General features: G+C 67.8%; 19 protein-coding genes and 1 tRNA gene. 11 read left to right on the forward strand and 9 right to left on the reverse strand.

Features of this window, described 5'->3' with window-relative positions; genetic code table 11:
• Positions 1–5 precede the first annotated feature (5 nt).
• Positions 6–356, reverse strand: a complete 351-nt coding sequence (locus tag H0264_RS13595) for a ribosomal subunit interface protein (protein ID WP_181584286.1) — start codon at positions 354–356, stop codon at positions 6–8.
• Between the two features lie 122 nt (positions 357–478).
• Entirely contained in the window at positions 479–1687 is a 1209-nt protein-coding gene (locus H0264_RS13600; RefSeq protein WP_181584287.1) for a UDP-N-acetylglucosamine--N-acetylmuramyl-(pentapeptide) pyrophosphoryl-undecaprenol N-acetylglucosamine transferase, read from the reverse strand.
• 190 nt (positions 1688–1877) lie between these two features.
• On the opposite strand from H0264_RS13600, the gene H0264_RS13605 reads away from it, so the two are divergent.
• The 4 genes from H0264_RS13605 (at position 1878) to H0264_RS13620 (ending at position 6602) form a co-directional block, all read left to right on the forward strand.
• A complete protein-coding gene (locus H0264_RS13605; RefSeq protein ID WP_181584288.1) occupies positions 1878–4052 on the forward strand; it encodes a terpene synthase family protein in 2175 nt (724 codons plus the stop codon).
• Positions 4053–4083: 31 nt separating this feature from the next.
• Positions 4084–5142: a polyprenyl synthetase family protein gene (locus H0264_RS13610; protein WP_181584289.1), complete on the forward strand. Its 1059-nt coding sequence runs from the start codon at positions 4084–4086 to the stop codon at positions 5140–5142.
• A gap of 195 nt (positions 5143–5337) precedes the next feature.
• Positions 5338–6162, forward strand: a complete 825-nt coding sequence (locus tag H0264_RS13615; protein WP_181584290.1) for a hypothetical protein — start codon at positions 5338–5340, stop codon at positions 6160–6162.
• Positions 6159–6602 (forward strand): hypothetical protein, encoded by a 444-nt coding sequence (locus tag H0264_RS13620; RefSeq protein ID WP_181584291.1) that lies wholly within the window; start codon positions 6159–6161, stop codon positions 6600–6602. The genes H0264_RS13615 and H0264_RS13620 overlap by 4 nt, the downstream gene beginning before the upstream one ends.
• 89 nt (positions 6603–6691) lie before the next feature.
• Here the strand turns inward: H0264_RS13620 and H0264_RS13625 are convergent, their stop codons facing one another.
• A complete protein-coding gene (locus tag H0264_RS13625) occupies positions 6692–7516 on the reverse strand; it encodes an SAM-dependent methyltransferase (protein WP_231082958.1) in 825 nt (274 codons plus the stop codon).
• Between the two features lie 94 nt (positions 7517–7610).
• On the opposite strand from H0264_RS13625, the gene H0264_RS13630 reads away from it, so the two are divergent.
• Positions 7611–8789: a cytochrome P450 gene (locus H0264_RS13630; protein ID WP_181584292.1), complete on the forward strand. Its 1179-nt coding sequence runs from the start codon at positions 7611–7613 to the stop codon at positions 8787–8789.
• A gap of 76 nt (positions 8790–8865) precedes the next feature.
• Here the strand turns inward: H0264_RS13630 and H0264_RS13635 are convergent, their stop codons facing one another.
• Genes H0264_RS13635 through H0264_RS13655 form a run of 5 tightly spaced genes read right to left on the reverse strand, consistent with a single transcriptional unit; the run spans position 8866 to position 14363 of the window.
• Positions 8866–11100: a GAP1-M domain-containing protein gene (locus tag H0264_RS13635; protein ID WP_181584293.1), complete on the reverse strand. Its 2235-nt coding sequence runs from the start codon at positions 11098–11100 to the stop codon at positions 8866–8868.
• Complete coding sequence (locus H0264_RS13640) at positions 11097–12308, reverse strand: hypothetical protein (RefSeq protein ID WP_181584294.1); 1212 nt, start codon at positions 12306–12308, stop codon at positions 11097–11099. The genes H0264_RS13635 and H0264_RS13640 overlap by 4 nt, the downstream gene beginning before the upstream one ends.
• 10 nt (positions 12309–12318) lie before the next feature.
• Positions 12319–12465 carry a hypothetical protein gene (locus H0264_RS13645; RefSeq protein ID WP_181584295.1) on the reverse strand — a complete coding sequence of 49 codons (147 nt, stop codon included), beginning with the start codon at positions 12463–12465 and terminating at the stop codon, positions 12319–12321.
• Positions 12466–12474: 9 nt separating this feature from the next.
• Entirely contained in the window at positions 12475–13566 is a 1092-nt protein-coding gene (locus tag H0264_RS13650; RefSeq protein ID WP_276514541.1) for a serine/threonine-protein kinase, read from the reverse strand.
• Positions 13567–13613: 47 nt separating this feature from the next.
• Complete coding sequence (locus tag H0264_RS13655; protein WP_181584297.1) at positions 13614–14363, reverse strand: phosphatase PAP2 family protein; 750 nt, start codon at positions 14361–14363, stop codon at positions 13614–13616.
• An 83-nt stretch (positions 14364–14446) separates the two neighbouring features.
• Between H0264_RS13655 and H0264_RS13660 the strand changes: the two genes are divergently transcribed.
• The 4 genes from H0264_RS13660 (at position 14447) to H0264_RS13675 (ending at position 19507) form a co-directional block, all read left to right on the forward strand.
• Positions 14447–14519: transfer RNA gene (locus tag H0264_RS13660), tRNA-Ala, on the forward strand.
• A gap of 47 nt (positions 14520–14566) precedes the next feature.
• Entirely contained in the window at positions 14567–15865 is a 1299-nt protein-coding gene (locus tag H0264_RS13665; protein ID WP_181584298.1) for an acyltransferase family protein, read from the forward strand.
• A 36-nt stretch (positions 15866–15901) separates the two neighbouring features.
• Positions 15902–18628, forward strand: a complete 2727-nt coding sequence (locus H0264_RS13670) for an ATP-binding protein (protein ID WP_220139974.1) — start codon at positions 15902–15904, stop codon at positions 18626–18628.
• 129 nt (positions 18629–18757) lie between these two features.
• A complete protein-coding gene (locus tag H0264_RS13675) occupies positions 18758–19507 on the forward strand; it encodes an SDR family NAD(P)-dependent oxidoreductase (protein WP_181584300.1) in 750 nt (249 codons plus the stop codon).
• Here the strand turns inward: H0264_RS13675 and H0264_RS13680 are convergent.
• Positions 19504–21261: a hypothetical protein gene (locus H0264_RS13680; protein ID WP_181584301.1), complete on the reverse strand. Its 1758-nt coding sequence runs from the start codon at positions 21259–21261 to the stop codon at positions 19504–19506. The two genes, H0264_RS13675 and H0264_RS13680, sit on opposite strands and share 4 nt — an antisense overlap.
• A 460-nt stretch (positions 21262–21721) precedes the next feature.
• Here H0264_RS13680 and H0264_RS13685 point away from each other — a divergent pair, with 460 nt between their 5' ends.
• Positions 21722–23311, forward strand: a complete 1590-nt coding sequence (locus tag H0264_RS13685; protein WP_181584302.1) for an ArnT family glycosyltransferase — start codon at positions 21722–21724, stop codon at positions 23309–23311.
• Positions 23312–23402: 91 nt separating this feature from the next.
• Entirely contained in the window at positions 23403–24182 is a 780-nt protein-coding gene (locus H0264_RS13690) for an RNA ligase family protein (protein WP_181584303.1), read from the forward strand.
• Positions 24183–24224 lie beyond the last annotated feature (42 nt).

The raw sequence follows: 24224 nt of genomic DNA on the forward strand, positions 1-24224 counted from the left end.
CCGGGTCAGTCGGCGGCCAGGTAGCGGATGGATTCGCCGCCCTTGGCGTGGTGGAGACGGCCGAAGCGGCTGTCGAGGAGGTGGGCCATGCTTTCCGCGGCGCCCAGGTAGGCGTCCTCGATGGTGCCGGCGCGGTGGGTGGTGGCCACCGGGGGCTGGCCCTTGGGACGGGCCTCGAGGCTGCACTGCTTGTCGTCGGCGCCGCCCTTGTGGGCGTTCACGTCGGTGATGTGGGCTTCCACTCGGGTGAGGTGATCGGAGAAACGATCGAGGACACCCGCGATGGCGTCCGTTGCTTCCTCGATGAGTGGCGCGCCGCCGCCGATGTGCTTGTCGGCGAAGACCTGGATTTGCATGGCATCTCCAATCACTCGGGATTGCCGAGAACTTGCTGACAACCTCGACATTACCCCTGCCCGGCACACCGTGTGTGCCTGATGCGTCACTGGATCCGGGGCGCGGCTATCGAGGGCGCGAGTCAGCGCACAGCCAGGTCCGCAACCGTGCGAGCGAGCTGATCCGCCGCGTCCGGATGGCCCATGGCGCGCGCCGACTTCGACACCGCCGCACGGGATTCCGGATCCTCCAGCAGTTCGAACAGCGCGGTGCGGAGATTGTCCACCGTGGCGTCGTCGCCGATGATCGCGCGCGCACCGCCGTGGTCGGCGAGGATGCGGGCATTGCGGATCTGCTCGCCGCCCACCGAATGCGGGTACGGAATCAGCACCGACGGCTTGCCCAGGGTGGTGAGCTCGGCCAAAGTGCCTGCGCCGGAACGTGATACCACCACGTCGGTGAGGGCGAGCACATCGGGGAGCTCGGCGCGGATGAAATCGCGCACCAGGTACCGGCCGCGCAGGTCCGCGGGCAGCGCGGCGGAACGCTCGCGTACCTGGTCATAGGAGCGGGCGCCGCACTGGTGGATGACATTGGCGCGGGTGAGCAGCTCCGGCAGCAGCTCGTGCACGAGATCGTTGATCTGCACGGCTCCCTGCGCGCCGCCGGTGACATAGACGGTGGGCAGCTCGGGGGTGTAGCCGGACCAGTCCAATGCGGGCACCGCGGCCTCGGCCCTGCCGGTGGTGAGGACCGGGCGAATCGGATTGCCGGTCACCACCGCGCGCCCGCGCACCTTGGCGGGCAGCAGCTCCACCGACGCCTCGGAACTGAGCGCGATCCGGTCGGCCATCCGGGCCAGCAGCAGATTGGCCTTGCCGATGCCCGTGGTCTGCTCGTGGATGACGAGCGGCTTACGGCGTAGCGCGGCGGCCATGCCGACCGGTGCGCACACATACCCGCCGGTGCAGAGCACGGCGTCGGGCCGGAACCTGCGCACCAGGCCATTGGCGGTGACCACGCTCAGCGGCACGCGCAGCGCATCCTTGGCGTTGTCGGCATTGAGCATCTTGAGCGGATTGCGGTCCCGGCGCAGTTTGCCCGCCTTGATGGGCGCGAACGTGATGTCGTTCTCGGCCGCGACCCGCGACTCCAGGCTGTCCGGCACGCCGATCCACAGCACCTCGGCCGTGGTCCCCGCCTCGGCCGCCAGGTCCCGCAGTGCCCGCACCGCCGACACCGCCGGGTAGGTGTGCCCGCCCGTGCCCCCGCCCGCCACGATCACCCGGACCGGTCCGTGGGCGGCGAGCCGGCGCAGCGTCTGGTCGCGGTCGACGGCGGGATTGGGCATATCTGGAGCCTCCTGGATTCACGGGTGCATGTGGCGCGCGGGCCGACAGCCAGGCTATCTCGCTTGATCAAACGTGTTGGCCTTCAGCTAACGGCCGTTTACCATGAGTGTGATCCGGATCACCTTGTTGCAGTGGAAGTTTTGACGCGAGTCCGTTTAGCAATGTCGCAGACCAGCGAGAGGGTCCGGCATGAAGCCGTTCGTCTTGCCCGAGTTCTACGTACCCCATCCGGCCAGGCTCAATCCGCATCTGGAATACGCGCGGGAACACTCCGCGGCGTGGGCGGTGCGCATGGGTTTCCTCGACGAGCGCACGCCGACCGGCGAATTGCTCTGGCCCGCAGACCGCTTGGAGCGGATGGAACTCGCCCTGCTGTGCGCCTACGCTCATCCCGACTGCGACGCCGAGGCTTTGGCGCTGGTGACCGAGTGGTACGTCTGGGTGTTCTTCTTCGACGACGACTTCCTCGCCAAGTTCAAGTACACCCGCGATCATCTGGCGGCCCTGGGCTATCTCGAACGCCTCGAACAGTTCATGGTCGAACCCGGCTGCGCCGCACCGGAACCCGCGAATCCCACCGAGACCGGCCTGCTGGACTGCTGGACGCGCACCATCGGCGCCATGTCTGCGGGCTGGCGGCGGCGCATGCGCGCCAGCACCCACAACCTCATGGTCGAATCCATGTGGGAGCTGGACAATATCGCCCGCGAGCGGGTGGCCAACCCCATCGAGTACATCGAGATGCGACGGCGGGTGGGCGGTGCGCCCTGGTCGGCCAATCTGGTCGAATATGCCTGTGGTGCAGAGGTGCCCGATCGCTTCGCCGGTGCACGACCGCTCGGAGTGCTGGTCGAAACCTTCTCCGACGCGGTGCATCTGCGCAACGACCTGTTCTCCTACGAGCGCGAGGTGCGGGTCGAGGGCGAGAACGCGAATATGGTGCTGGTCCTGGAAGAATTCCTGGGTCTGCCCACGCAGGCGGCGGCCGACCTGGTCAACGACCTTCTCACCTCCCGGCTGAAACAGTTCGAGGACACCGCCGAAGTCGATGTGCCGCTGATGTTCTCCGAGCACGCGGCGACACCGGCCGAGCAACTGGCGGTGGCGCGCTACACGCTCGGATTACAGGATTGGCAGACCGGCGGGCATGAGTGGCACCTGCGGTCGAGCCGGTACATGAACAGCGGCATCGGTACCGGGCCGACCGGGCTCGGCAGCGGGGTGGCGCGGTTGCGGGCCGGATCCCGGATTCAGCTCAATCAGTATGTGCCGCCGCCGCGTACACCGGGGCGGCTGCCGGTGGACGGGTTGCACATGCCCTCCGAGGCGGCGGTGAATCCGCATCTGACCGTGGCGCGCGCGGATGTGCCGCGGTGGCTGGCGGACATGGGAATGCTCGATCCGGCCGTCGGCTGGACGCCGGAGTATGTCGAAGGCGTGGATTTCGCCGCGCTGGCGGCGCTCATGTTCCCGGAGGGCACTCCCGAGGAGCTCGTCGCGCGCACACGCTGGTGCACGTGGGGCACGTACGCCAATGATCTACTCTCTCTGGTCTATCGTCCGCAGCCGATCGCCGGCCGGGAACAGTTGCGGCGCTTGGCATCACAGCTCACCGGTCGGGAAGCGCAAGCGCTGGCCCCCGTCGAGCGCGGTCTGGCCGATCTCTGGCGGGACCTTTGCGATATCGCGGGAGACAGTGCGCGGGAACGGATCCGGGCGGCGCTGCTCCAGCTGTTCGAATCCTGGGCACAGGTTCTGGAGAACGAAACTCGCGGGCGCATACCGGATCCGGTCGACTATCTCGACGGTCGCCGGATCGCCGCGGGCGGCACACTGCTCACCGCCCTGAGCCGGCTCACCGAATCCGCTGCTCTCACCGACGCGATAGCCGACACGAGTGTCGTTCGGCAGCTGGAGAATTCGGCGGCCGATCACGCGGCCCTCGTCAACGACCTGTACTCGTATCAGAAGGAGATCGAGTACGACGGCGAGCTGCACAATCTGGTCTACATCACCCAGTCCTTCCTGGGCTGCACCCGGGACGCCGCCCGCGCTATCGTCGTCGATCTGGTGAACGAGCGCCTGCACCAGTTCGAATACCTGGTGTCGGAGGAACTTCCGTCCTTCTTCGCCGACTATCAGCTGAGCGAGCCGGCCCGCGAGGCCGTGCTCGCTCACGCCGACGCCCTGCGAAACTTCCTGACCGGCAATCTGGCCTGGCATTCGGGTACCGCCAGGTTCACCGAAACGACTCTGCGCGAACGCCGTTCGACGCCGGTGCGCACCGGCCCGGTCGGCCGCTACGTCAGCGCGCTCGCCGATGCGGCGGGCCGGAAGTCGCGGCGCTCCGGCGCCTCGGCCTAGCGATCAGAAGTCCGCGAGTCTGGAGGTAGGCATGAGTTCGTCCACGGCAGCCGATCCCGCGTTCGGCACGGACCGGCCCCGGCGGCATTCCCTGGCGCGCGCGGCGCGAATACTCTCGCGTGCACAGCAATCCACCAGACCCCTGCTGCGGGCCGCGATCGACACCCTGCCCGGGCAGTTGCGGCTGATGGCGGGTTATCACCTGGGCTGGTGGGATGCCGACGGCGTGCCCACCGTCGCCGAAGCCGGGAAGGGGCTGCGGCCCGCCCTGGTGCTGGCTGCCGCCCGGACCGCGGGCTGTCCGCCCTCGGATGCCGTACATGCCGCTGCCGCAGTGGAATTGGTGCACAACTTCACCCTCGTGCACGACGACATCATGGACGGCGATCCGGTGCGGCGCGGCCGGCCGACGGTCTGGCGGGTGTGGGGTGTGGACGATGCCGTGCTGGCCGGGGATGCCCTGCACAGTCTGGCGGTGTGGACGCTGGCCGACGCCCCGGCCGCCGCGCTGCCGGGTATCGCGCGGCTGGAGGAGGCCGTCATCGAACTGTGCCTGGGCCAGCATCACGATTGCGCGTTCGAGACCATCGCCGAGGTCAGCGTGGAGCAGTGTCTGGAAACCCTGCGGCACAAGGGTAGTGCGCTGCTGGGCTGTGCGTGCGCCCTCGGTGCGCTGTGCGCGGACGCGCCGCCGGACATGGTGGAGACGCTGGATCGTTTCGGCCGGGAACTGGGTGTCGCGTTCCAGCTGGTGGACGATCTCATGGGCATCTGGGGTGATCCGGCCCGTACCGGCAAACCGGTCGGTAGTGATCTCATGCGGCACAAGCGCAGCCTGCCGGTGGTCATGGCGCTCGAATCCGCTTCTCCCGCAGGGCGGGAACTGGCCGAGCTGTACGCCTGCGACCGTCCGCTCGACGGCCCGTCCGCCGCCCGCGCCGCCGATCTGGTGGCCCGCGCCGGTGGAAAGCGTTGGGCGCAAGCCGAATCCATCCGGCACCTGCGGGCGGCCCAGTCCTGTCTGGCCGGATATCGCAATGCGCACGATCTGCTGGAGCTGGCCGAATGCGTCGTGCACCGGGATCGCTGAGCTCCGCTGTCCGATAATCGAATTCGACCCGAATTGGTTTGACCGTACGGTATTCATTTGCTGTACAGGCTATTTCAGCAAACTCGTGTCAACCCCCGTATACCCCTAATTCGACGGAATTCATTGCTCCAAAACCGCTCGGCTGCCAGGATATTCAGCAAATTCACGGCTTGCCTATTTCCTGGGAGTTCGAGCATGACGACGGGGGCCCACATCGCGCCGGCGCAATTGCTGGCATTGGGCCGGGAATCAGCCCGCGAACTCGTGCGGGAACTGGCGCACGCGTCGGCCACCGCCCGCACCGGCACCCTGCGAGTAACCGGTGAACCCGGCGGCGATCTGTATGTCGCCGAAGGCCGCGTGCTCACCGTGGAATCGCCCGGCGCGCCGGGGATCCGGGAGTTGCTGGCGCGCCCCGGCCGCACCTGCACCGGCATGGCGGATCTGCGACTGGTCGCCATGATGGCGGCCCTGGACGGCGCCTTCGCCATAACGTCGGGCTGGATCGGCGGTTGCCACTGGCAGGACCGCCCCTCCGGACCGCCGGTAGCGGACAGTCCGATCCCGCCCGTGCCCGGCGTGGATCCGGGCTGGCTGCTGCTGGAAACCGATCGCCGGCTGCGCGCCCTCGCGCACGGCCGGGTGTCCCCGCATCGGAATCACCTGCAGCTCACCGAGGCCGGGCGGCTGCTGCTGAGCGGCCCTGACAACAGTCAGTGGCAGCCGATTCTGCTGTGGGTCAACGGTCGTCGCAGCTGCCGCGACATCGCCATGCTGCTGTGCCGCGCACTGTACGCGGTCACCGTCGACGTCGTGCGCATGCTCGACTGCGGTCTGCTCGTCATCGGTCCGGCCGAGCGGGAACCGGACGTGCAGCCCGCGCGCGGCGGGAGTGCTCGTTCGATGCTGCCGCGCCGTCGCCGCGGGGCCAGCGGCATCAACGACACACTCCCGCCGCGCCCACCCATGGCGACCCGCGGCATGCAGCTTCTCGCACGGAAATCAGAAAGGACGCAATGAATACGAATACCCCGGGCCAGAATCCGCCGGCCAGCCTCACCGACCGAATCGCGATTCTGGTGAAGGTGCTGCGCTCCGAGGTCCCCGAATGCATAGCCGCAGGCGCCATAGACATGGCCACCGGAATGCTGCTCGCCGTGGAAACCGTCGACAACCATCCCCAGGAAGTCCTCGACCTTCTCGCCGCCGCCACCCTCGACATGTTCCAGGGCCGCAATGTCATCATGATCGAAGACATCTGGAAGGAACGCCGCGGAATTCGCCTCGAACGCCACTATTTCCAGGAGATCCTGGTCAACAGCGACAACCTCACCCACCTGTTCATCCGCACCGAAAGCCGGGACGACGTGGTCATCGTCGTGGTCTGCCGCAAATCGGTCAATGTGGGCATGCTCTTCGCCCAGGCTCGCCGAGTCCTGAAGGACACCGGCCGCCTCTGACTCCGCGCTCCGACACGATCAGGGAGCTCTCCTGGCGGGAATGGGGACGAATTCCCGCCGTGCGAGCTCCCTGATCGTGATGGTGGTGGTCAGGGGATGCGGGCGAGGGCGCCGAGCATGGAGACGGCTTCGGCTCGGGGGTGGGGGCGCCAGACTTCGGGGCGCCAGTCGGTGATGGGGGTGATGCCGGGGGCGATGAGGTCGAAGCCGTCGAAGAAGCGGGCGAATTCGGGGGTGGAGCGAAGGCGGAAGGGGATGCCGCTGCGCTGGTTGGATTCGGCGGTGCGGGCTACGTCCTCGGGGTCGAGGTAGTCGCTGGTGGCGTGGGTCATGGCCAGGTAGCTGCCGCTGGGGAGGGCGTCGGCCAGGTGGCGGACCAGGTCGTAGGGGCGCTGGTCGTCGGTGATGAAGTGCAGCACGGCCACCAGCATGAGGGCCACCGGGCGGGACAGGTCGATGGTGGCGCGCAGGTCGGGGTGGTCGAGGATGCGCTGGGGGTCGCGCAGGTCGGCGTCGAGGAAGCTGGTCGCGCCCTCGTCGGTGCTGGTGAGCAGGTCGTGGGCGTGCACCAGGACGATGGGGTCGTTGTCGACGTAGACGATGCGGGATTCGGGCGCGATGCCCTGAGCGATCTCGTGCACATTGCCGGCGGTGGGCAGGCCGGTGCCGATGTCGAGGAACTGGCGGATGCCGGCCTCGGCGGCCAAGTAGCGGGTGACCCGGCGCAGGAAGTTGCGGTTCTCGACCGCGGCCAGCCGTACCGTGGGGAACGCCTCGGCGACCGCGTCCGCGGACTCGCGGTCGGCCTCGAAATTGTCCTTGCCGCCCAGCCAATAGTCGTAACGACGGGCCGGATGCGGTTTGGTGGTGTCCACCCGTGCGGCGGCCGAATCCGGTGTCGGTTTCGAGTTCACAACGCCCCCAATCCTTCTCGACTAGTGTTGCATCATGTCAGCCCGAGTTGCGAACCGGTAGCGGCGGGGGCCGCACCGACCCGGAAGGTCAGTCATGCAGTTGCGCTACAGCCCGTACGACTTCGACGTCCACGCGGATCCGTATCCCCACTATGCCCGATTGCGTACCGACGCCCCGGTATACCGCAATGAGACGGACGACTTCTGGGCGCTGTCCCGGCATGCGGATGTGCTCGCCGCCCTGCGCGACTCCGAGCGTTTCTCCAGCGTGAACGGCATTCGCATGGAACCGGCCTTCTGGGGGCCGCAGGCCGAGCGGTTCTTCTCCTTCGTCGCCATGGATCCGCCCAAGCACACCCGGCTGCGCGGACTCGTCACCAAGGCGTTCACCGCACGGCGCGTGCAGGGGCTGGAACCGCGACTACGCGAGATCGCCCGCGGTCTGCTACAGCCGCTGCTCGAACGCGGCAGCTTCGACCTCATGGCCGATTTCGCCGGGCCGTTCCCCACCGATGTGATCTCCGAACTGGTCGGCGTCCCCGAGGCTGATCGCGACATGCTGCGCAAACTCGGCATGGAGATCATGTACACCGAAGAGGAATCCACCGACCTGCGGCCCGAGGCCATGCAGGCCATCGGCGCACTCGTCGGCTACTACACCGAGCTGACCATCGAGCGCGCGCAGCGGCCGCAGGACGATCTGCTCTCCGGGCTGCTCGGAGCCAGCGAGGGGGAGGACCGGCTGACGCCGGAGGAGATCGTCGGGGTACTGATTCTGCTGGTCGGCGCGGGCATCGAAACCAGCATGCTGACCTTCGGCAATGCCTGGCACGCGGCGGCCCTGCATCCCGAGCAGCGGCGGCAGGCGCTCGACGGGCGCATCGACGACTGGATCGCCGAGGCCATGCGCTGGGATCCGGCCACGCAGACCCAGCTGCGCAGCACCACCGAGGCGGTCGAACTGCACGGGGTGACGATTCCGGCCGACGCCAAGATCCTGCTGCTCACCGGATCGGCCAACCGCGATCCGGAGGTGTTCGAGAATCCGGACACCTTCGATCTGGATCGCGATACCGGCGCTTCGCTGGTCTTCGGCAGCGGCCGCCACCACTGCCTCGGCTCGAACCTCGCGCTGCTCGAGCTGCGGGTGGCCTTGCAGGAGGTCGCGGCGGCGGTCTCGGACTTCGAGGTCGACACCGCCGGGTTGAAACGCATCCACTCCTCGAACAATCGCGGTTTCGCCGGCCTGCCCACCACGGTGACGCGGCGCTGATCAGCGATCGGAAGGCGGTGCCGCGGAAGACCTCGTCCTCCGCGCCACCGGTATCCGGCGTTGCTGTCGAGGGTGATCAGCGCCGGAAGAGCTTGCGGCGCAGGGGTTCCCGGGGATCGTCGGATTCGCGCGGGGGTAGCGGGGCGGTGCCGGTGGCCTCCAGGACCAGAAGGGTGGCGATCCGGTGGGGCAGGTCCAGGCGCAGGCGCAGGGAGCGCCAGCCGCGTTCCAGGGCGGCGACCTGTTCGGCCGGGTCCAGGCGCAGAGCGGAGGCGGCGCGCAGCAGGATGTGCGGGTCCAGTTCGGGATGGCGGGCGGCGGCGGCGATCAGGGTGGGTAGACGGTCGATGCCGGCGCTGGCCATGACCCGGGCCAGCACCTTGGCCCCGCTCGGGGTGCGCGAGCGGCCGGCCATACAGTCCGCCACCAGTTCCACATCGGAATCGATTGCGGCCCGCAGGATTTCGTAGCAGTCCTCGATCATGAAGTCGTGATCGGCGGTGCTGAACATGTGGATGATCTCGGATTCGTGCCATTCCGTCTGCGGGCGGCGGCGGATCAGGCCGAGCGGGGACGGGAGCCCGCGGCGGCCCTCTCGTTCGACGAAACGCTCCTCCGCGGTCGCGTCGAGAACCACCAGCGGTGCGATCGCATCCGGCAGCGGCAGCAAGGCGCGCAACGATTCCCAGCCGGGTTGCAGCGCGGCGACGATATCGGCGGGGTCCGCGCGCACCAGGGTGACGGCGCGCAACAGCTCGATCGGGTCGCAACCGTAGTAGGCGCACGCGGAGATCAGCGCGGGCAGCCGGTCGTCGGGCGCGCAGCCCAGAACCTGCTCGAGGATGTAGCGGTCACCGCCGGTGGCCGACACATCGGCCAGGAGCCGGCCGACGATGTCCACATGGGTGTAGATCGCGTTCAGCAGTAGCTGACTGCTGCCGGGATGTGCGGCGGGATCGTTCACCTCCGCGAGAATCGCCTCGTACGCCAGATCCCGGTCCTTGGAGACGAGCGCGTACTCGCGCAGCGTCCGATGCTGTTGCAGATGCGTAAGAACCTGTGCGCGTGTGGATTTGCTACCCGAGGTCCACGACTGGAGCAGCCGCGGCCACACCGTCTGTGCGTCCTCGGACGCGAGCGCGCCGTCACCCAGCCGCTTCCAGGCCGACTCCTGGATCTCGCGGCTGATATCGAACCCGAGCTGACCTGCCAGCTGCGCGGCCCGCGTCCGCTCCCGGCCGCCGTGGCGGACGTGTTCGACCAGCACCTTCTCGAAGAGGGACCGGAGCTCGCGGTGAAACTCCAGGCGGCCGAGCGCCTTTGCCACCGGCTGCTGGTCGAGCGCGAGCGCGATGGCGCGCCGGGCCACCGCCGGATGGGCGAACCAGTCCGCGGTCAGCTCCGGATCGGTGATCACGGCGGCCAGTTCGTCGTCATCGAGCCGGGACGGTTCGATGGTGCGCAGGTGCCGCTGGTAGCACCACTGGTAGATATCGTGCACGCTCGCAAGCGATTCCGGCGGCATCACCCCGTCGCGGCGATGCCGGACGAGCTCGCGGCCCATGCTGGAGAAGGTGTCGGTGCGGCTCTCGGCACTGCTGTCGCGGGTGATCACACGGCGTTCGCCGGAGACGGTCATGGTGTTGCCCGGCACCGTCGCGACAATGGCGGGCTGGGTCGACGACTGTTCGGCATAGGTCGAGAAGGTGAACTCCCGCAGTGGTTTTCGCGGCAGCATGCCGTAGAGTGCGCGCAGCATCCGCACGGCCTGCCGGGCACTGTCCACCTGGAGCGTGATCGACGGTCCCTGACCGGCGAGCCGGGCCAGCGCGGCGCCGATCAGCACCGGCAGCCAAGGTTCGTCCAGGGCATCGAGAGCCGCTGCGGCGCACAGGTTCTCGGTGGACCATGCGGGCAGCGCGGCGGTATCCCACTGATCGGTGGGGGAGACCGACCCGTTCAGCGTGCTCACGAAGCCACCCGAATCGAACAGGTGCAGCGCCGAAACCCCGTCCAGCACACCGGGTTCCCCCGCCACCAGATGCGTGACACAGGTTCCGGGCCGCGCGTTCGACGGCGTCTTCAATCCCGCCAGCGCGATCCCGCCCACCACGGTGAACTCCAGCGCGAACATCTCCGCCGAATCCGGCGGCTCGTCGCCGGGCATGGTGACCAGCGAACCCATCTCGCGCACGGTCGAACCCAGCTGCGCGGGCCATCCGGGCGATCGAGCCACCACTCCCACGCCGGCTCCGGAGGATTCCAGATTCACCATGGCCCAGCCGCACAGCAGCTGTGGAAATCCGGTCATCGGTCCATCCGCAGTTCTTCGATGAGGTTGAGCATGTACAGCATCGGATCCGAGGCGGCATACGGCTTGAACACGGGATAGGAGTTGTCGCTGCGCTTTCCACAGCCGACCGCCGAGACCGGGAAGTACCGGTTGTACGGGAAGTGGATGGACAGCGTGGTGTCCACCGCCGGAAACAGTTTGCGCACCAGGCTTCTCGTCGCCTCGCTGCGATAGTCGATCTGATTCCAGTTGTAGAGATTGCCGGATCCATTGGTGCTCAACGGCGACTGCGCCCAATCGGCGGGCGGCGCGACAATGCTCACCTCCGGCATGTCGATGAGCGAGAGCAGATCGGATTTGGCCAGGATCGTCGAAACATGTAGTCGCGGCGGTTCGATCGGCTGATGCGACGGATAGCTGTTGGCGGCGCGCCACATGTTCGAGATCTGATCGATCATCACATTGGTGCGCCCGACCGTCTGCGAATGCTCGACATCATTGCTCAGGCTGTCCTCGTTGGCGGGGCCCGCGTGCTCCCGCATGATCGACAGGTACTGCTTGTTCAGGGTCGAGGGCACCACGAACCACAGGAAGTCGGCCACCGCCAGATGCGGGCTGACCTGCGCCGCCACCGCGCCATCGGTGATGTCCTCACCGGCCACGTCGATGAAGGCCAGATTCACCGTGCGCCGCGTGTACAACGACGACACCTTGACCACGATGGGCGTGCGCTGCTGCAGATGGCTCCAGGCGTGATGGCGCGCCTGTGTCTGCGTCTGCCGTTGTCCGCCGGGCGGTGGTGGCGGCGGATCGTCCAGCTTCTGCAACTGATTGCCCGCGAACTTGCGTCCCTCGGTGGCGCGAATGGCCTTGCGGTTCACCAGCTGATCCTCGAGCGATGCCCACTGCCGCACCGATTTCCGGGTCAGGATGATCGACCACTCCTGCGCCAGCACCGGGTCGTTCATCATCGAGTGGATCATGGACACGATCAAATGCGTTTTGGAGGACGCGGATTCGCCGACGAAGCCGATCACCTTGGTGGGGTGGTTCAGCATCTCCTCGTCGATCTCGCAGCCGTTCGGGCATTTCAGATTGAACCTGTCGAACAGCACGCCGAGCTGTTTCGCATGATCGCCGTTGGGTTTACGGATGATCCGGAACCAGGAGTCGGTGCTGCGGTCGTAGCGGAACTCGGACAGGCAGTTCAGGCAGACGGTGCGCATCGCGGCCCTCTCAGGTCGTGAGGCTGTAGAGCAGCACCATGACCGTGAGGCCGAAGGTGGTCAGCCCCACCATGAACGCGACCCGCAGCCAATGCGAGGCGCGCGACCCCGCGAACACATACTTCTGCCACGCCGTCCCCACCGGTCGATATCTCATTGCCCCACCTCAGAATTGGTCCACGAGGGTGACGATCACCCAGCCGATCAGCAGGAAGGCGAGCCACCCCAGCAGCACGCCCGTCACCGCCGCCGACGCGATGACCCCGGCGACATAGCGGGGATCGCTCTTGGAGAGCCGTTCCAGGACGCGCTGCCGCGATTCGATCACGGGCGCGAGCAGGAAACCGGCCGTCGTATCGGTGGGCAGCTTCGGCGGGGTCGGCACCTGCACCGAATCCTGCATGTCGCCGGGGGTGAGCACGCTGGTGTGCCGCATGCCGCCGCCCTCGCGGACGGGACGATGCGCCGCGACGTGCAGCGGCCACGCCACATGCGCGACCGCCTGGCGGAACTGGGCCTGGAATTCGCGCGCGGAGCGTTGCCGCGCAGCGGGTTCCGGCTCCAGCGCCCGGGCCAGCACCACCTGCACCGGTTCGGGTAGCGGCGCGCCGTTGTGCACATGGCTGAGCGTCTCCCAGCACACGCGCGCGAAGGAGAACACGTCGCTGAGTTGCGTCAGCTGACCGCCATTGAGTGATTCCGGGGCAGCGTAAGCCGGTGTGGCGACCTGATAGTGGGCGCGCGTCAAGCGCTGGAAGTTCTCCCGCAGCTCGACGGCGATGCCGAAATCGGTGAGCTTGGCCGACCCGTCCGGGCACACCATGATGTTCTCGGGCTTGATATCCCGGTGCACCACATGGTGTTCCGAATGCGCGTACACCAAACCCGCCAGCGCGCCGTCGAGATAGTTCAGCAGCACCGGCAGCGCGCAGGGTTCGCGCAGCCGCTGCCGTAGATTCGGGCCGTCGATCAGCTCCATCACCAGGAACGGCCGCACCCCGCGCCCGTCCTGATAAACGCCCGAATCATGCACCGTCACAATGTGTGCCGAGGTCATGCGGGCGGCGATGCGCGCTTCCCGCTCGAAGCGGGCACGCTGCATGCCGAGATCACCGCCCGCCGCCGCGAGGCTGCCGGAATCCAGCATCTTCACAGCGACCGACCGCCCTAGCTGGTGGTCCAGCCCGGCGTAGACCTCGGCCATCCCCCCAACGGCAATCAGCTCTTGCAGCTCGTACCGACCATTGATCAGCTTCAACCGCGTGCGATCCCTTCGAACCGGACCCGTCCATCACCCCCGACGATTCACCGCCGAGTGTACGCGTCCGCGCTCGATTCGCGACTGCTTATCTCCTTACGCCCCAAGCCCTCTCGACTTTCGTAAGGCCACCAAAACACCTGGACGATGGCGGCGACGAGCACCACACCGGTTCCCAGCAGCGCCCCGCCCAGCACATCGGTGAGCCAATGCACACCCAGATACAAGCGCGTAATCGCCATGAGCCCCACCACGATCACTCCCACCCCCACAGCAATCACCCTGCGCCCCAACCCCTCATGCGCGCGCAGATACACCAGAACGAGCACACCGACCAGCGCTGCCGTCCCCGTCGCATGCCCCGAGGGAAACGACAGACTGGTCTCGGCCACCAACCGGGTTCCCACCGGCGGCCGCTCGCGCCCCACCAGCGCCTTGACCACATGCCCGATCCCGGTGGCGCAACCCACTGTCGCCACCACGAACACCGCGCCCCGCCAACTCCGGTACCGCCACCCGACGAACGCCCCCACGCCGGCCGCGAGGAACACCGCCCGCTCCGGATTCCCGAGGAACGTGACCTCCTTCGCGAGCACCGTCCACGCGTCTCCCCGATGGCCGACGAACCAATCCAGCGTTCCCGCATCGGCCCCCGTCAACCACCCCGCCACCACGACCTGCCACACCACCACCCCGAACGCGGTAAGCACCCCACCAGCCCACACAGCCCGCCGGAGCGCCACCGCACGCGCGTCACCCATCCCGTTCCGACCCATCCAGCCATCATCCAGTTCCATCCTGAGAACCACCGGATTTGGCTCTCAGGGGTACCAATGGTGTAACTTCTTCCACGCACTCGGGAAACCGAAGGCAACCATCCGGGGCTATGGCGCAGCTGGTAGCGCACCACACTGGCAGTGTGGGGGTCAGGGGTTCGAGTCCCCTTAGCTCCACCGTGTTTCGCGGTTCAGGCGAACATTGTTTTTTAGGGGACTGTGTCGTGGCCGTTGACAGTCCCGTGACTCCCTCGACCGCATCGACCGGCACCGTGGTGCGCGGCCGTGGCGGCCGCTTCGAATTCCTCGATGCGCTGCGCGGACTGGCCGCCATGGCCGTGGTCATTCAGCACTGTTCGGAACGGCTGTTCCCGGCGTATTTCCGGTTCTCCCAAGCCTATTTCGGGCTCGGCGAGTTCGGGGTCTTCGTCTTCTTCCTCGTCAGCGGCTTCATCATCCCCGCGTCCATGGAGCGCGGGCGGTCACTGGGCGCGTTCTGGGTGGGCCGGTTCTTCCGGCTGTTCCCCTTGTTCTGGGCCTGCCTGGCCGCGGCGCTGATCCTGCACTCGATGGGCCGATACGGGCTGCCGGCGCAGTTCATGGACGATCCCGTGGTGAACCTGCTCTCGAACCTCACCATGATGCAGTTCTTCATCGGCGGCTGGGATATCCAGATCGTCGGCGCCTCCTGGTCGCTGTCCTACGAGCTGGCGTTCTACCTGTTCCTGTCGCTGCTGCTGATCGCCCGGCTCAATCGCCGATCGGTGCCGCTGGCGGTGCTCGCGGTCATCGTGATCGTGCCCGGGGCGCTGCTGCCGCCCGCACTGATCAATGGCGCGCAGGCGAATGCCGTCACCCGGTCGATCGTCGTGGTCGCGACAATCCTGGTGGCAGCGGTGTTCGCCCGGCTGGCAGCCGATCGGCGCATGGCCCTCGCCGCGATCCTGCTCGCGGTCATCACCGTCCCGCTGGTGCTCAACCAGCCCGGGGAGTCGGTGCTGACCTTCGGGTACTTCGCCACCATGTTCGTCGGCACGGTGCTGTACCGCATGGCGTCGGGCGAGATCAGCGCGTGGCTCGGGTGGGCGGTGTTCGGGTTCACCCTGTGCGTGATCTTCGGGATCAGCCTCTTCATTCCGCCCACGCTGGCTCCGGAGACGGGTGTGTGGGTCACGTGGGTGAAGCAGCCCCTCACCATCATCCCGGCCTACCTGCTGTTCGCCGGGGCGTTGTTGCTGCGGCGCTGCTCCTTTCCGCGTCCGCTGCTGTACCTGGGGCGGATCAGCTACTCGCTCTATCTCGTGCACGTCCTCGTGCTCGACAGCCCGCGCTGGAGCACCTCCGTTCTCGGCGTTCCCGCCGCATGGCTCACCCTGTGCACGTGGGTGATCGGCGTGCTGCTGATCGCGACCGCGACCTACCGCCTGATCGAGCAGCCCTGCCAGAACCTGGGTCACCGGATCATCACCGGAATGGATGCGCGCAAGCGTGCGGAGAACCTGCCGCAAACCGTTGCCGCATAACGTAGTCGGTCGCCTGCCCGGTTTATGCTGGCGCTCATGCTGGTGGGACGCGACGCCGAGCTGACCGCAATCGATGGGCTGCTGGCCGATGCGGCGGCCGGACACGGCCGCGTGCTGGCGATTCGGGGTGAGGCGGGGATCGGGAAATCGGCGCTGCTGGAGTACGCCGCCGAGACCGCCGCCGGCATGCGGGTACTGCGCGGGGTCGGCATCGAATCCGAGGCCGAACTGGGGTTCGGCGTCCTGCACATGCTGCTGCATCCCTTCTCCGCACGGATCGACGGGCTGCCGGGACCGCAGGCGGCGGCGCTGCGGGCGGCGCTCGGGCAGGCGGAGGCGGGGGAGGTCAATCGATTCCTGGTGGGCGCCGCCACCTTGACGCTGCTGGCCGAGCTGGCCGCCGAGAAACCGACGCTGCTACTCGTCGACGACGCCCAGTGGATCGACCAAAGCTCCACGGACGCACTGCTGTTCGCCGCCCGGCGGTTCGGCGAGGATGCGGTGGCCATGATTCTCGGGGTGCGGGAGACCGCCGTGCCGTTCGCCACCCCCGGTATCGCGAGCATGCGCTTGTCCGGGCTGCCTCCGGCGGCCGCCGCCGAGCTACTGGACCGGCACACCCCGGGCCTCACCCTGCCGGGGCGGGAGCGGGTGCTGACGGAATCGGGCGGAAACCCCTTGGCGCTGCTGGAATTGGGTGGTGCGCGGCGCAGCGCGGAAGCCGCCGGGCAGGTCGATCCCGGGCACGAGGTGGGTCCGCTGGCGGCGACCTCCCGGGTGCAGGAGAGTTTTCGTGCGCAGATCGCCGAACTACCCGCGGGCACGAGGACTCTGCTGTTGATCGCGGCGGCCGACAGTGGCACCGATATCGGCACGGTGCTCGCCGTCGCCGCCGGGCACGGCCTGTCGGACGCGGATCTGGAGCCCGCGGAGCGCGCCGGACTGGTGACCGTGGAAACCGATCGGCTGGTGTTCCGGCATCCGCTCATTCGCGCGGCGGTCTACCGGAACGCGGCGCACCACGCGCGAATCGCCGTGCACGACAGCTTCGCTCGCGTGCTGACCGCACCCGCCGACGCCGACCGCCGCGCCTGGCATCTCGCGGCCGCGACCACCGAACCCGACGAGACCGTGGCGCTCGCGCTGGAACAGACCGCGCGGCGGCAGCAGCGCCGGGGCGGGGCGATGGCCGTCTCCGCCGCCTACGACCGGGCCGGGCGGCTGAGCGTGGATCCGCAGCGCAAGGCACATCGCATTCTGCTGGCGGCGCGCGCCGCCTACGACGCCGGGAAACCGGATCGCGCGACCCGGCTCGCCGCCGAAGCCGCAGCGCTCACCGAGGATCTCGGAATCGTCGCCGACGCAACACATATCAGGGCGCAGGTCGAATACGAGCGCACCTCACCCGCCGCCGATGCCGAGCTCAGCCTGCGGGCCGCCGCGCTGATCGCGGACACCGATCCCGAGCGCGCGGTGTTCATCCTCGCCGAGGCGATCTGCTGTGCGCGCGACGCCGCGGACCGCGCCCTCCTGCTGCGGGGTACCGAACTGCTGAACTCCATTCGGCTGCCGGAGGATTCGCCACTGCGTCCGCACGCGGCCGCGCAGATCGCCTGGGCGGACCTGCTCGGCGGGCAGCCCGCGCCGGCGGTCGCGGTCGTGGCGGCGCACATTCGTGCGGCGCGGGCGAACACGGTGGATGACCTGCACAAGGTGGTCGCGGCCTTCAGCGGACTGATGCTGGCCGACGACGCGGCCGCCGCCGCGATCATGGAGGAGATGATCGCGGGCGCGCGGGCGACCGGTGAGCTGCAATGGATTCCGTACGCGCTGGAACCGGCGGCCCTCGCGCACCTGTTGTCCGGCGCCTTCGGCGAAGCGAGAACCGCTGTGGCCGAGGGAATCTCGCTCAGCGAGGAGATCGGCATGCCGATCGAGGCCGGAGCGCTGCGAGCCATCGAGGTGTGGCTGACCGCCGTCAGCGGGGACAGGACGGGATGCCGGGCGCTGGCCGGTGCGATCCTGCCGGGATTGTCCGCGACCCACCGCACGCACGCGGCGCTCGCCGAGTGGGGCGTCGCGCTCGCGGACCTGGCCGCAGGCGATTTCGACGCCGCCCGGGACCGGCTCGACAGCGTGTGCACCGGTCCCGCCGCGCACGACTTCCTGATTCGCGCGGTGCCCGATCACGTCGAGGCGGCGGTGCGCGGTGGTCGGCCGGAGCGGGCGGGCGATCACCTCACCGCGTTCGAGCGGTGGGCCGCCAGTGTCGCAAACCCGGTGGCGGAAGCCCTGTTACAGCGCTGCCGGGCCCTGCTGGCCGGCGGCGACGACGCCGAGAAGCACTACTCGGCCGCGCTGGCACAGCACGGCGACATCGGCAGCCCCTACGATCGGGCGCGCACCCGGCTGGTCTACGGCGAGTGGCTGCGCCGCCGCCGCAGACGCTCCGACGCGCGCACCCAGCTGGTCGAGGCCCTGGAGACTTTCGAGCAGCTGGGCGCGGGAGCGTGGGTGGGCCGGGTGCAGACCGAGCTCGCCGCACTCGGGGACCAGCCGGCGACGCCGCGCCGCAGCGATCCGCTCGCGCAGCTGACTCCCCAGGAAACCCAGGTGGTCCGGCTCGCGGCCGCCGGATACAGCAACAAGGAGATCGGCGCCCGGCTGTTCCTGAGCCCGCGCACCATCGGCCATCATCTCTACAACGCCTACCCCAAGCTGGGTATCGCCCGGCGGGCCGACCTCGCGCAGTTCCGGCTGTGAGCACGCTCGGGTGACCCATTCGACCCCGGTCGCCCGCCCCGAACGCCGGTAGGTTGACCGATGCCGCCGAAAGTACCGGCGAAATAGCGTTTTTCGTGTCAGGAATCCACCGCACGGAATGAGACGCTCATGCTCCTCGACAACAAGACCGCGGTCATCTACGGCGCCGCCGGTTCCATCGGCTCCGCCCTCGCCGCGGGTTTCGCGGCCGAAGGCGCGAACTGCTTCCTGGTCGGCCGCACCGCCGCCACCCTGGAATCCGTCGCCGGGAAGATCCGGGCCGACGGCGGTCGCGCCGAAACCGCCGTGGTGGACGCCCTGGACGCCGCCGCCGTGCACGATCACGCCGCCGCGATCGTGGAAAAGGCCGGGAGCCTGGACATTTCGGTGAACGTCATCGGCCAGGAGACGATCTTCGGCTCGCTCGCCGGCATCCCGGTCGCCGATTTCGCCGGCTCCCTGTCGCGGTTGCTCACCTCCCAGCTGATCACCACGCAGGCCGCCGCCAAGTACATGGTCACCCAGGAATCCGGTGTCATCCTCTTCTTCGGCGGCTCCGACTACGCGGGCAAGATGCCCGGGCTCGGCACCGTCCAGATCGGCAGCGACACCATCGAGGCGTTGCGCCGCCAGTGGGCCTGCGAGCTCGGACCGCACAATGTCCGCGTGCTCACCCTGCGCACCGGCGGCATCCCCGAATCCCTGCCCGACATCCCGCAGACCGAACTCGCCAAGCAGAGCATGGTCGACGCCACGCTGTTGAAGCGCGCCGCCACCCTCACCGATGTCGGCCACGTGGCGGCCTTCGCCGCCTCCGACAAGGCACGGTCGATGACCGCCACCCAGCTCGACATCTCGTGCGGGGCCTACGCGAACTAGCTCTGCGGGGTGCAGGTGTAGCGCGGGTGCCCGTTGAGGGCGTCGATCAGATACTCCGGTCGCTGCACCATGATCAGCGCGGCGCGATCCGGAACGCGCAGGCACAGTTTCGGTCCGGCGGCGCCCTGCGGGGCGTATTCGCTGGCGAATCCGCGCGACATGATGCTGTCGGATTCCAGCAGCGCGTCACAGGCGGCCGGGTCGGCTTCGGCTCGGCCGTAGCACTTGAACCAGTTGACCGAGTACTTCACCGACATGGCCGGGGCGTGCACGTTCTTGTCGGGGACGCCGATCCAGTTGATCGAGTCGGCGTGACCGCCCGATTCGGAGATGATCGACTGGATCGGGGCGGTCGTGCCCTGCCGCAGCAGCTGGTCCACCTTGTCGGTGGTGCCGAACGGACCGTCGGTCGCATTGAACAGCGGTTGATAGAAGTTGGTGAGCCCGTAGCCGGCCAACCCTGGGATGTCGTAGTCGCCGGTCTGCATCTGCACCGGGACATCGGCGTGCATGTTCTGGAAACCCGACATGAGCGAGGCCGAGGAGACGCGGGGGAGCGGGCGCCCGTCGAAGCCGTGGCCCTTGACCTGCCAGTCCAGATAGCTGGAAACGCCTACGGCGCCGATGGATTGGCCGTAGACACTGATGTGCTCGGTGTCCATCAGATCGATCCACGGGTTGCGCTGGTTGGCGCCGACCGGGGCGTAGGCCGGATCCTGGCGGACCAGTCGCGGCACCATGAGCACATTGTTGAGCTCATTGTTCAGGTCGACCACCGGGATGATGTCGTCACCGGCCACCCAGCGGATGCCGTCCTGTGCGGACCAGCAGGTGGACGGCGCAAAGCAGTCCGGCACGGTGAACTGCGGCAGGAACATGTCCAGTATGGTGCCGGGGCTGTCGGGCTGACCGACCTGCGCGACGCTCACTGCGATGAAGCCGTTGCGCACATACGATTCGGTGTACATGGAGATGTGGCTCATGGATTCGCCCGCACCCGGCATGCCGTACGCGACCGGGAACTTCTGACCCGAGCCCTCGGCGCCCTCGGGCAGCCACACCATGGCGGACATGGGGATTCCGCGTGATCCGATGATCTGAGTCTTGTGTACGGTGCCGAGCTTGAAGTCGGCGCCGGGGGTGTCGCCGGGAACGCAGGTGCCGGAACGGGTTTCGTAGAAGACGCTGCCGTCCTCATTGACGCACGGGTACCGGAAGTCCGCCTGCATGAAGTCCGGGTTGTCGTAGACGTCGTCGAGCGCGACATCGGAGGTCTCCGAGGCCGGGGCCGGCCAGTTGCCCGCCGTGTCCGCGAGACCGAACTTGCCGTCGTGGTTCCAGTCGGGGAGGTAGTCCGGGTGCGGTGGGAAGTTGACGCCGAGCCCCTCCAGATGCGCGAGCACATCCCACGCCTGCTGGGCGGCGGTCAGAATCTTCTGCTGCGAATCGGGGCCGGTGTAGGTGGCCGGGTTGGCCAGATCGGCGAAGCCGCCCTGCCAGTTGCCGGTGATATCGGTGATGCCGGCGCGGATCAGGTAGTCGAGCATGCCGGGGGTGGAGAGATCGCGGACCGTGGCGCTGAACGCGCCATTGGACGGATCGAAGGGGTGCAGCAGATAGGCGGGGTCCGGGTTGGGGTCCGGCGGCGGCGCCGGGGCCGCGGCTGCCAGGGGCAGTGTGCCGCCCGCCATCCACAGCGAGACCGCCGCGGTGAAAGTTATTGCTGCTCTTGCCAGCTGTGGCCTCAGTCTCACCGCTCGAGCGTATGGTCGCGAGGCCATGCCGCTGAACGACATCGGCCGCCAATGCCATGGCCCGAGCGGCCATTCGGCGCTGTCGATCGGCAACGCGGCTTCATCCCATTCGGTGCGAATTGCGCGGAATTCGGGTGCGCGCATTCGCCGATGCCCCTGCTTCATTTGTCTTGACGAACGCCGCGAGTGGACGTGGGATCGATCGACGTCGGAGTACAGCGAATCGCTATCAGTAGGCAACGCAGTGTGTTTGCGCACTCAGCGCTCACTGCGTTTGCAAACTCCTCTATTTCAAACTAGCGTCCATTCAAAACTTCATAATCCGAGCAGGACCATGAGCTACTTGCGCTCATCATGTTCGCTGCCGGGAGGGAATCGGTTCATCAGCGAACAGATACGACGCCGCAGGTCAACGGTGGCGTTCGGCCCTGTCTGTCGGAAATAATTTTGGGGGCAGTTCATGTCAGCGATCCTCACGGTTCGCGTCGAGCCGGAGCATCGTCCGGATACCCACCCGTCGTTCGCACTTCGCCCTGTCGCCTTGATGGCCACCATCACCGCGATAGCCCTGACCGTGACGGCGGGGCGCTACGAGTTCTTCGGCGACGAACTCTATTTCTTGTCCGCCGGAAGGCGACTCGACTACACCTATGCCGATCAAGGCGTGATCGTTGCGCTGGCGGCGCGCATCGCGGATCTGCTCGCACCGGGCTCGGTGACGGCACTGCGCTTCCCGGCCGTGCTCATGGGCGTGGGCGCGGTCATCGTGGCGGCGCTCATCGCCTACGAGATGAAGGGCACCCGGCGCGCCCAGTTGCTGGCCGCGGGCACCTACGCCACCTCCTACCTGCTGGCGACACAGGTCGCGCTGAGCACGTTCTCCTTCGACGCCACATTCACGGCCGTGATCACCTGGCTGTTCATCCGCTGGGTGCGGACCCGGCAGGACCGGCTGATCGTGTTCGCGGGACTCGTCGCCGCGCTGGACATGCAGGTCAAGTGGATGATCCCGCTGGTCTGGGCATGCCTGGGCGCGGGTGTCCTGCTGTTCGGACCGCGGGAGATCCTGCGTCGCCCCGCACTGTGGGTGGCCTCCGGCATTCTCGCGCTGTCGCTGGTGCCGATTCTGTACTGGCAGTCGCAACACAACTGGCCGCAGCTGGCCATGGGGCCGATCATCGGCGCCGAGCAGGATGCGACGGGTTACGGTCCGCCCGGATTCATTCCGCAGTGGCTCGGCCTGGCCGGCATCCTCGGCTCCCTGATGCTGGGCTTCGGATTCTGGGGCGTGTGGAAACTGGAAGCCCTGCGTCCGTACCGCTTCATCGCGGCCGCGCTGGTGCTCATGACCGCCTTCGTCATCTTCACGCACGGGCGGCCGTACTATCCGACGGGCTTCTTCCCCGCCATGTTCGCGCTCGGCGCGATCGCCTTCTTCCAGTACGACCGCAAGCGCTGGATGAACCTGGCGATGATTCCGATCATCGGCGCGCAGGTGGTGACCTTCATCGCCTCGCTCACCGTGCTACCCCTCCCGCCGAGCTGGCGCACCGAGACCCACGATGCCATCGACCTCGGCTTCCGTTCGGCGTTCTTCGGAACCACCAACTGGGACCGCATGGTCTCCGCCGTCGACATGGGCTACCAAACCCTGACGCCGGAGGAGAAGGCCAACGCCGTCATTGTCGCCCAGGGCTATTGGCAGGCCGGCGCCGTCGAACAGTTCGGCGGCAAATACAACCTGCCCGCCACCTACAGCCCGAGCCGCGGCTTCGGCTTCTTCGGCCCGCCGCCGGACACCGCGAACACGGTGATCTACGTCGGCCTCGACACCGCCGAACCCACCCTCCGCGCACAGTTCACCGAAGTGAAGCGGGTCGTCAAACTCGATGACCAGATGGGCATCCCAGGCATCGACCGCATGGTCGCCGTCTGGAAACTGACCGGCCCCAAACAGCCCTGGTCCAAGCAGTGGGACTCCATGACCACCCTCTACTTCGACCTCGGCCTCTGGCGCGACACCCGAGCCACCACCCGCCCCACCCGCTGACCCGATCGAGCCCGGCCCACCCGCCGGGCTCGACCCCTGTCCACCGGAAATCCGATGGACGTGCGGCATTCGTGCACCGCATGATGCCCCAATGGTTTTCGATCTACGCACCGCCGACCTGAACGCCGTCAACAGCGCGACGAAGTACCCGTCCATCGCCACCTACCACCAGCTCGGTGAACGTGGCGCCCTGACGGATGTCGCGACCCCCTTCACCGGCACGGTCATCGGTACGGAAAAGGTCGACGGCACCAACTCGCGCGTGATCAGCCTCCCCGACGGCACCTGGCTGCTGGGCAGCCGCGAGGAACTGCTGTGCGCCAAAGGCGATCTCATCGGCAACCCCGCGCAGGGCATCGTCGCGGCGCTGCGCGAATTCGCCGACGGCCTGGAACCCGCCCGCGGCGTGGTCCGCGTCCATTACCTGGAGCTCTACGGGGGCAAGATCACCGCGGCGAGCAAGCAGTACACCGGCGCCCGCTCCGTCGGGTACCGCCTCTTCGACATGATCGAGCTCCACGACTACGAGTCCATCCTCGCCATGGCACCGGCAGAGATCTCCGCCTGGCGCGAATCCGGCGGCCAGCCCTTCCTGCCCGAATCGGCCCTGACCGCAGCAGCCGACCAGGCCGGCCTGGAACTGACCCCACGCCTGTTCGCCCTGAACGCCACCGACCTACCCACCGAAATCGAGGCAACCCGAGACTTCCTCACCACCCACCTGCCCACCACCCGCTGCGCCCTGGACGACGCCGCCGCGGGCCACCCCGAAGGCATCGTGCTGCGAACGGCAGACCGCTCCGTCATCGCCAAGGCCCGCTTCGAGGACTACGACCGCACCCTCCGCCGCAGACAGCCTGCCGCCCGCTGACTCTCCGGTGCCGTCCGCAACACGCCGTGCGGCACACGGGGA

Origin of the sequence: Nocardia huaxiensis (assembly GCF_013744875.1) — a bacterium.
Lineage (GTDB): Bacteria > Actinomycetota > Actinomycetes > Mycobacteriales > Mycobacteriaceae > Nocardia > Nocardia huaxiensis.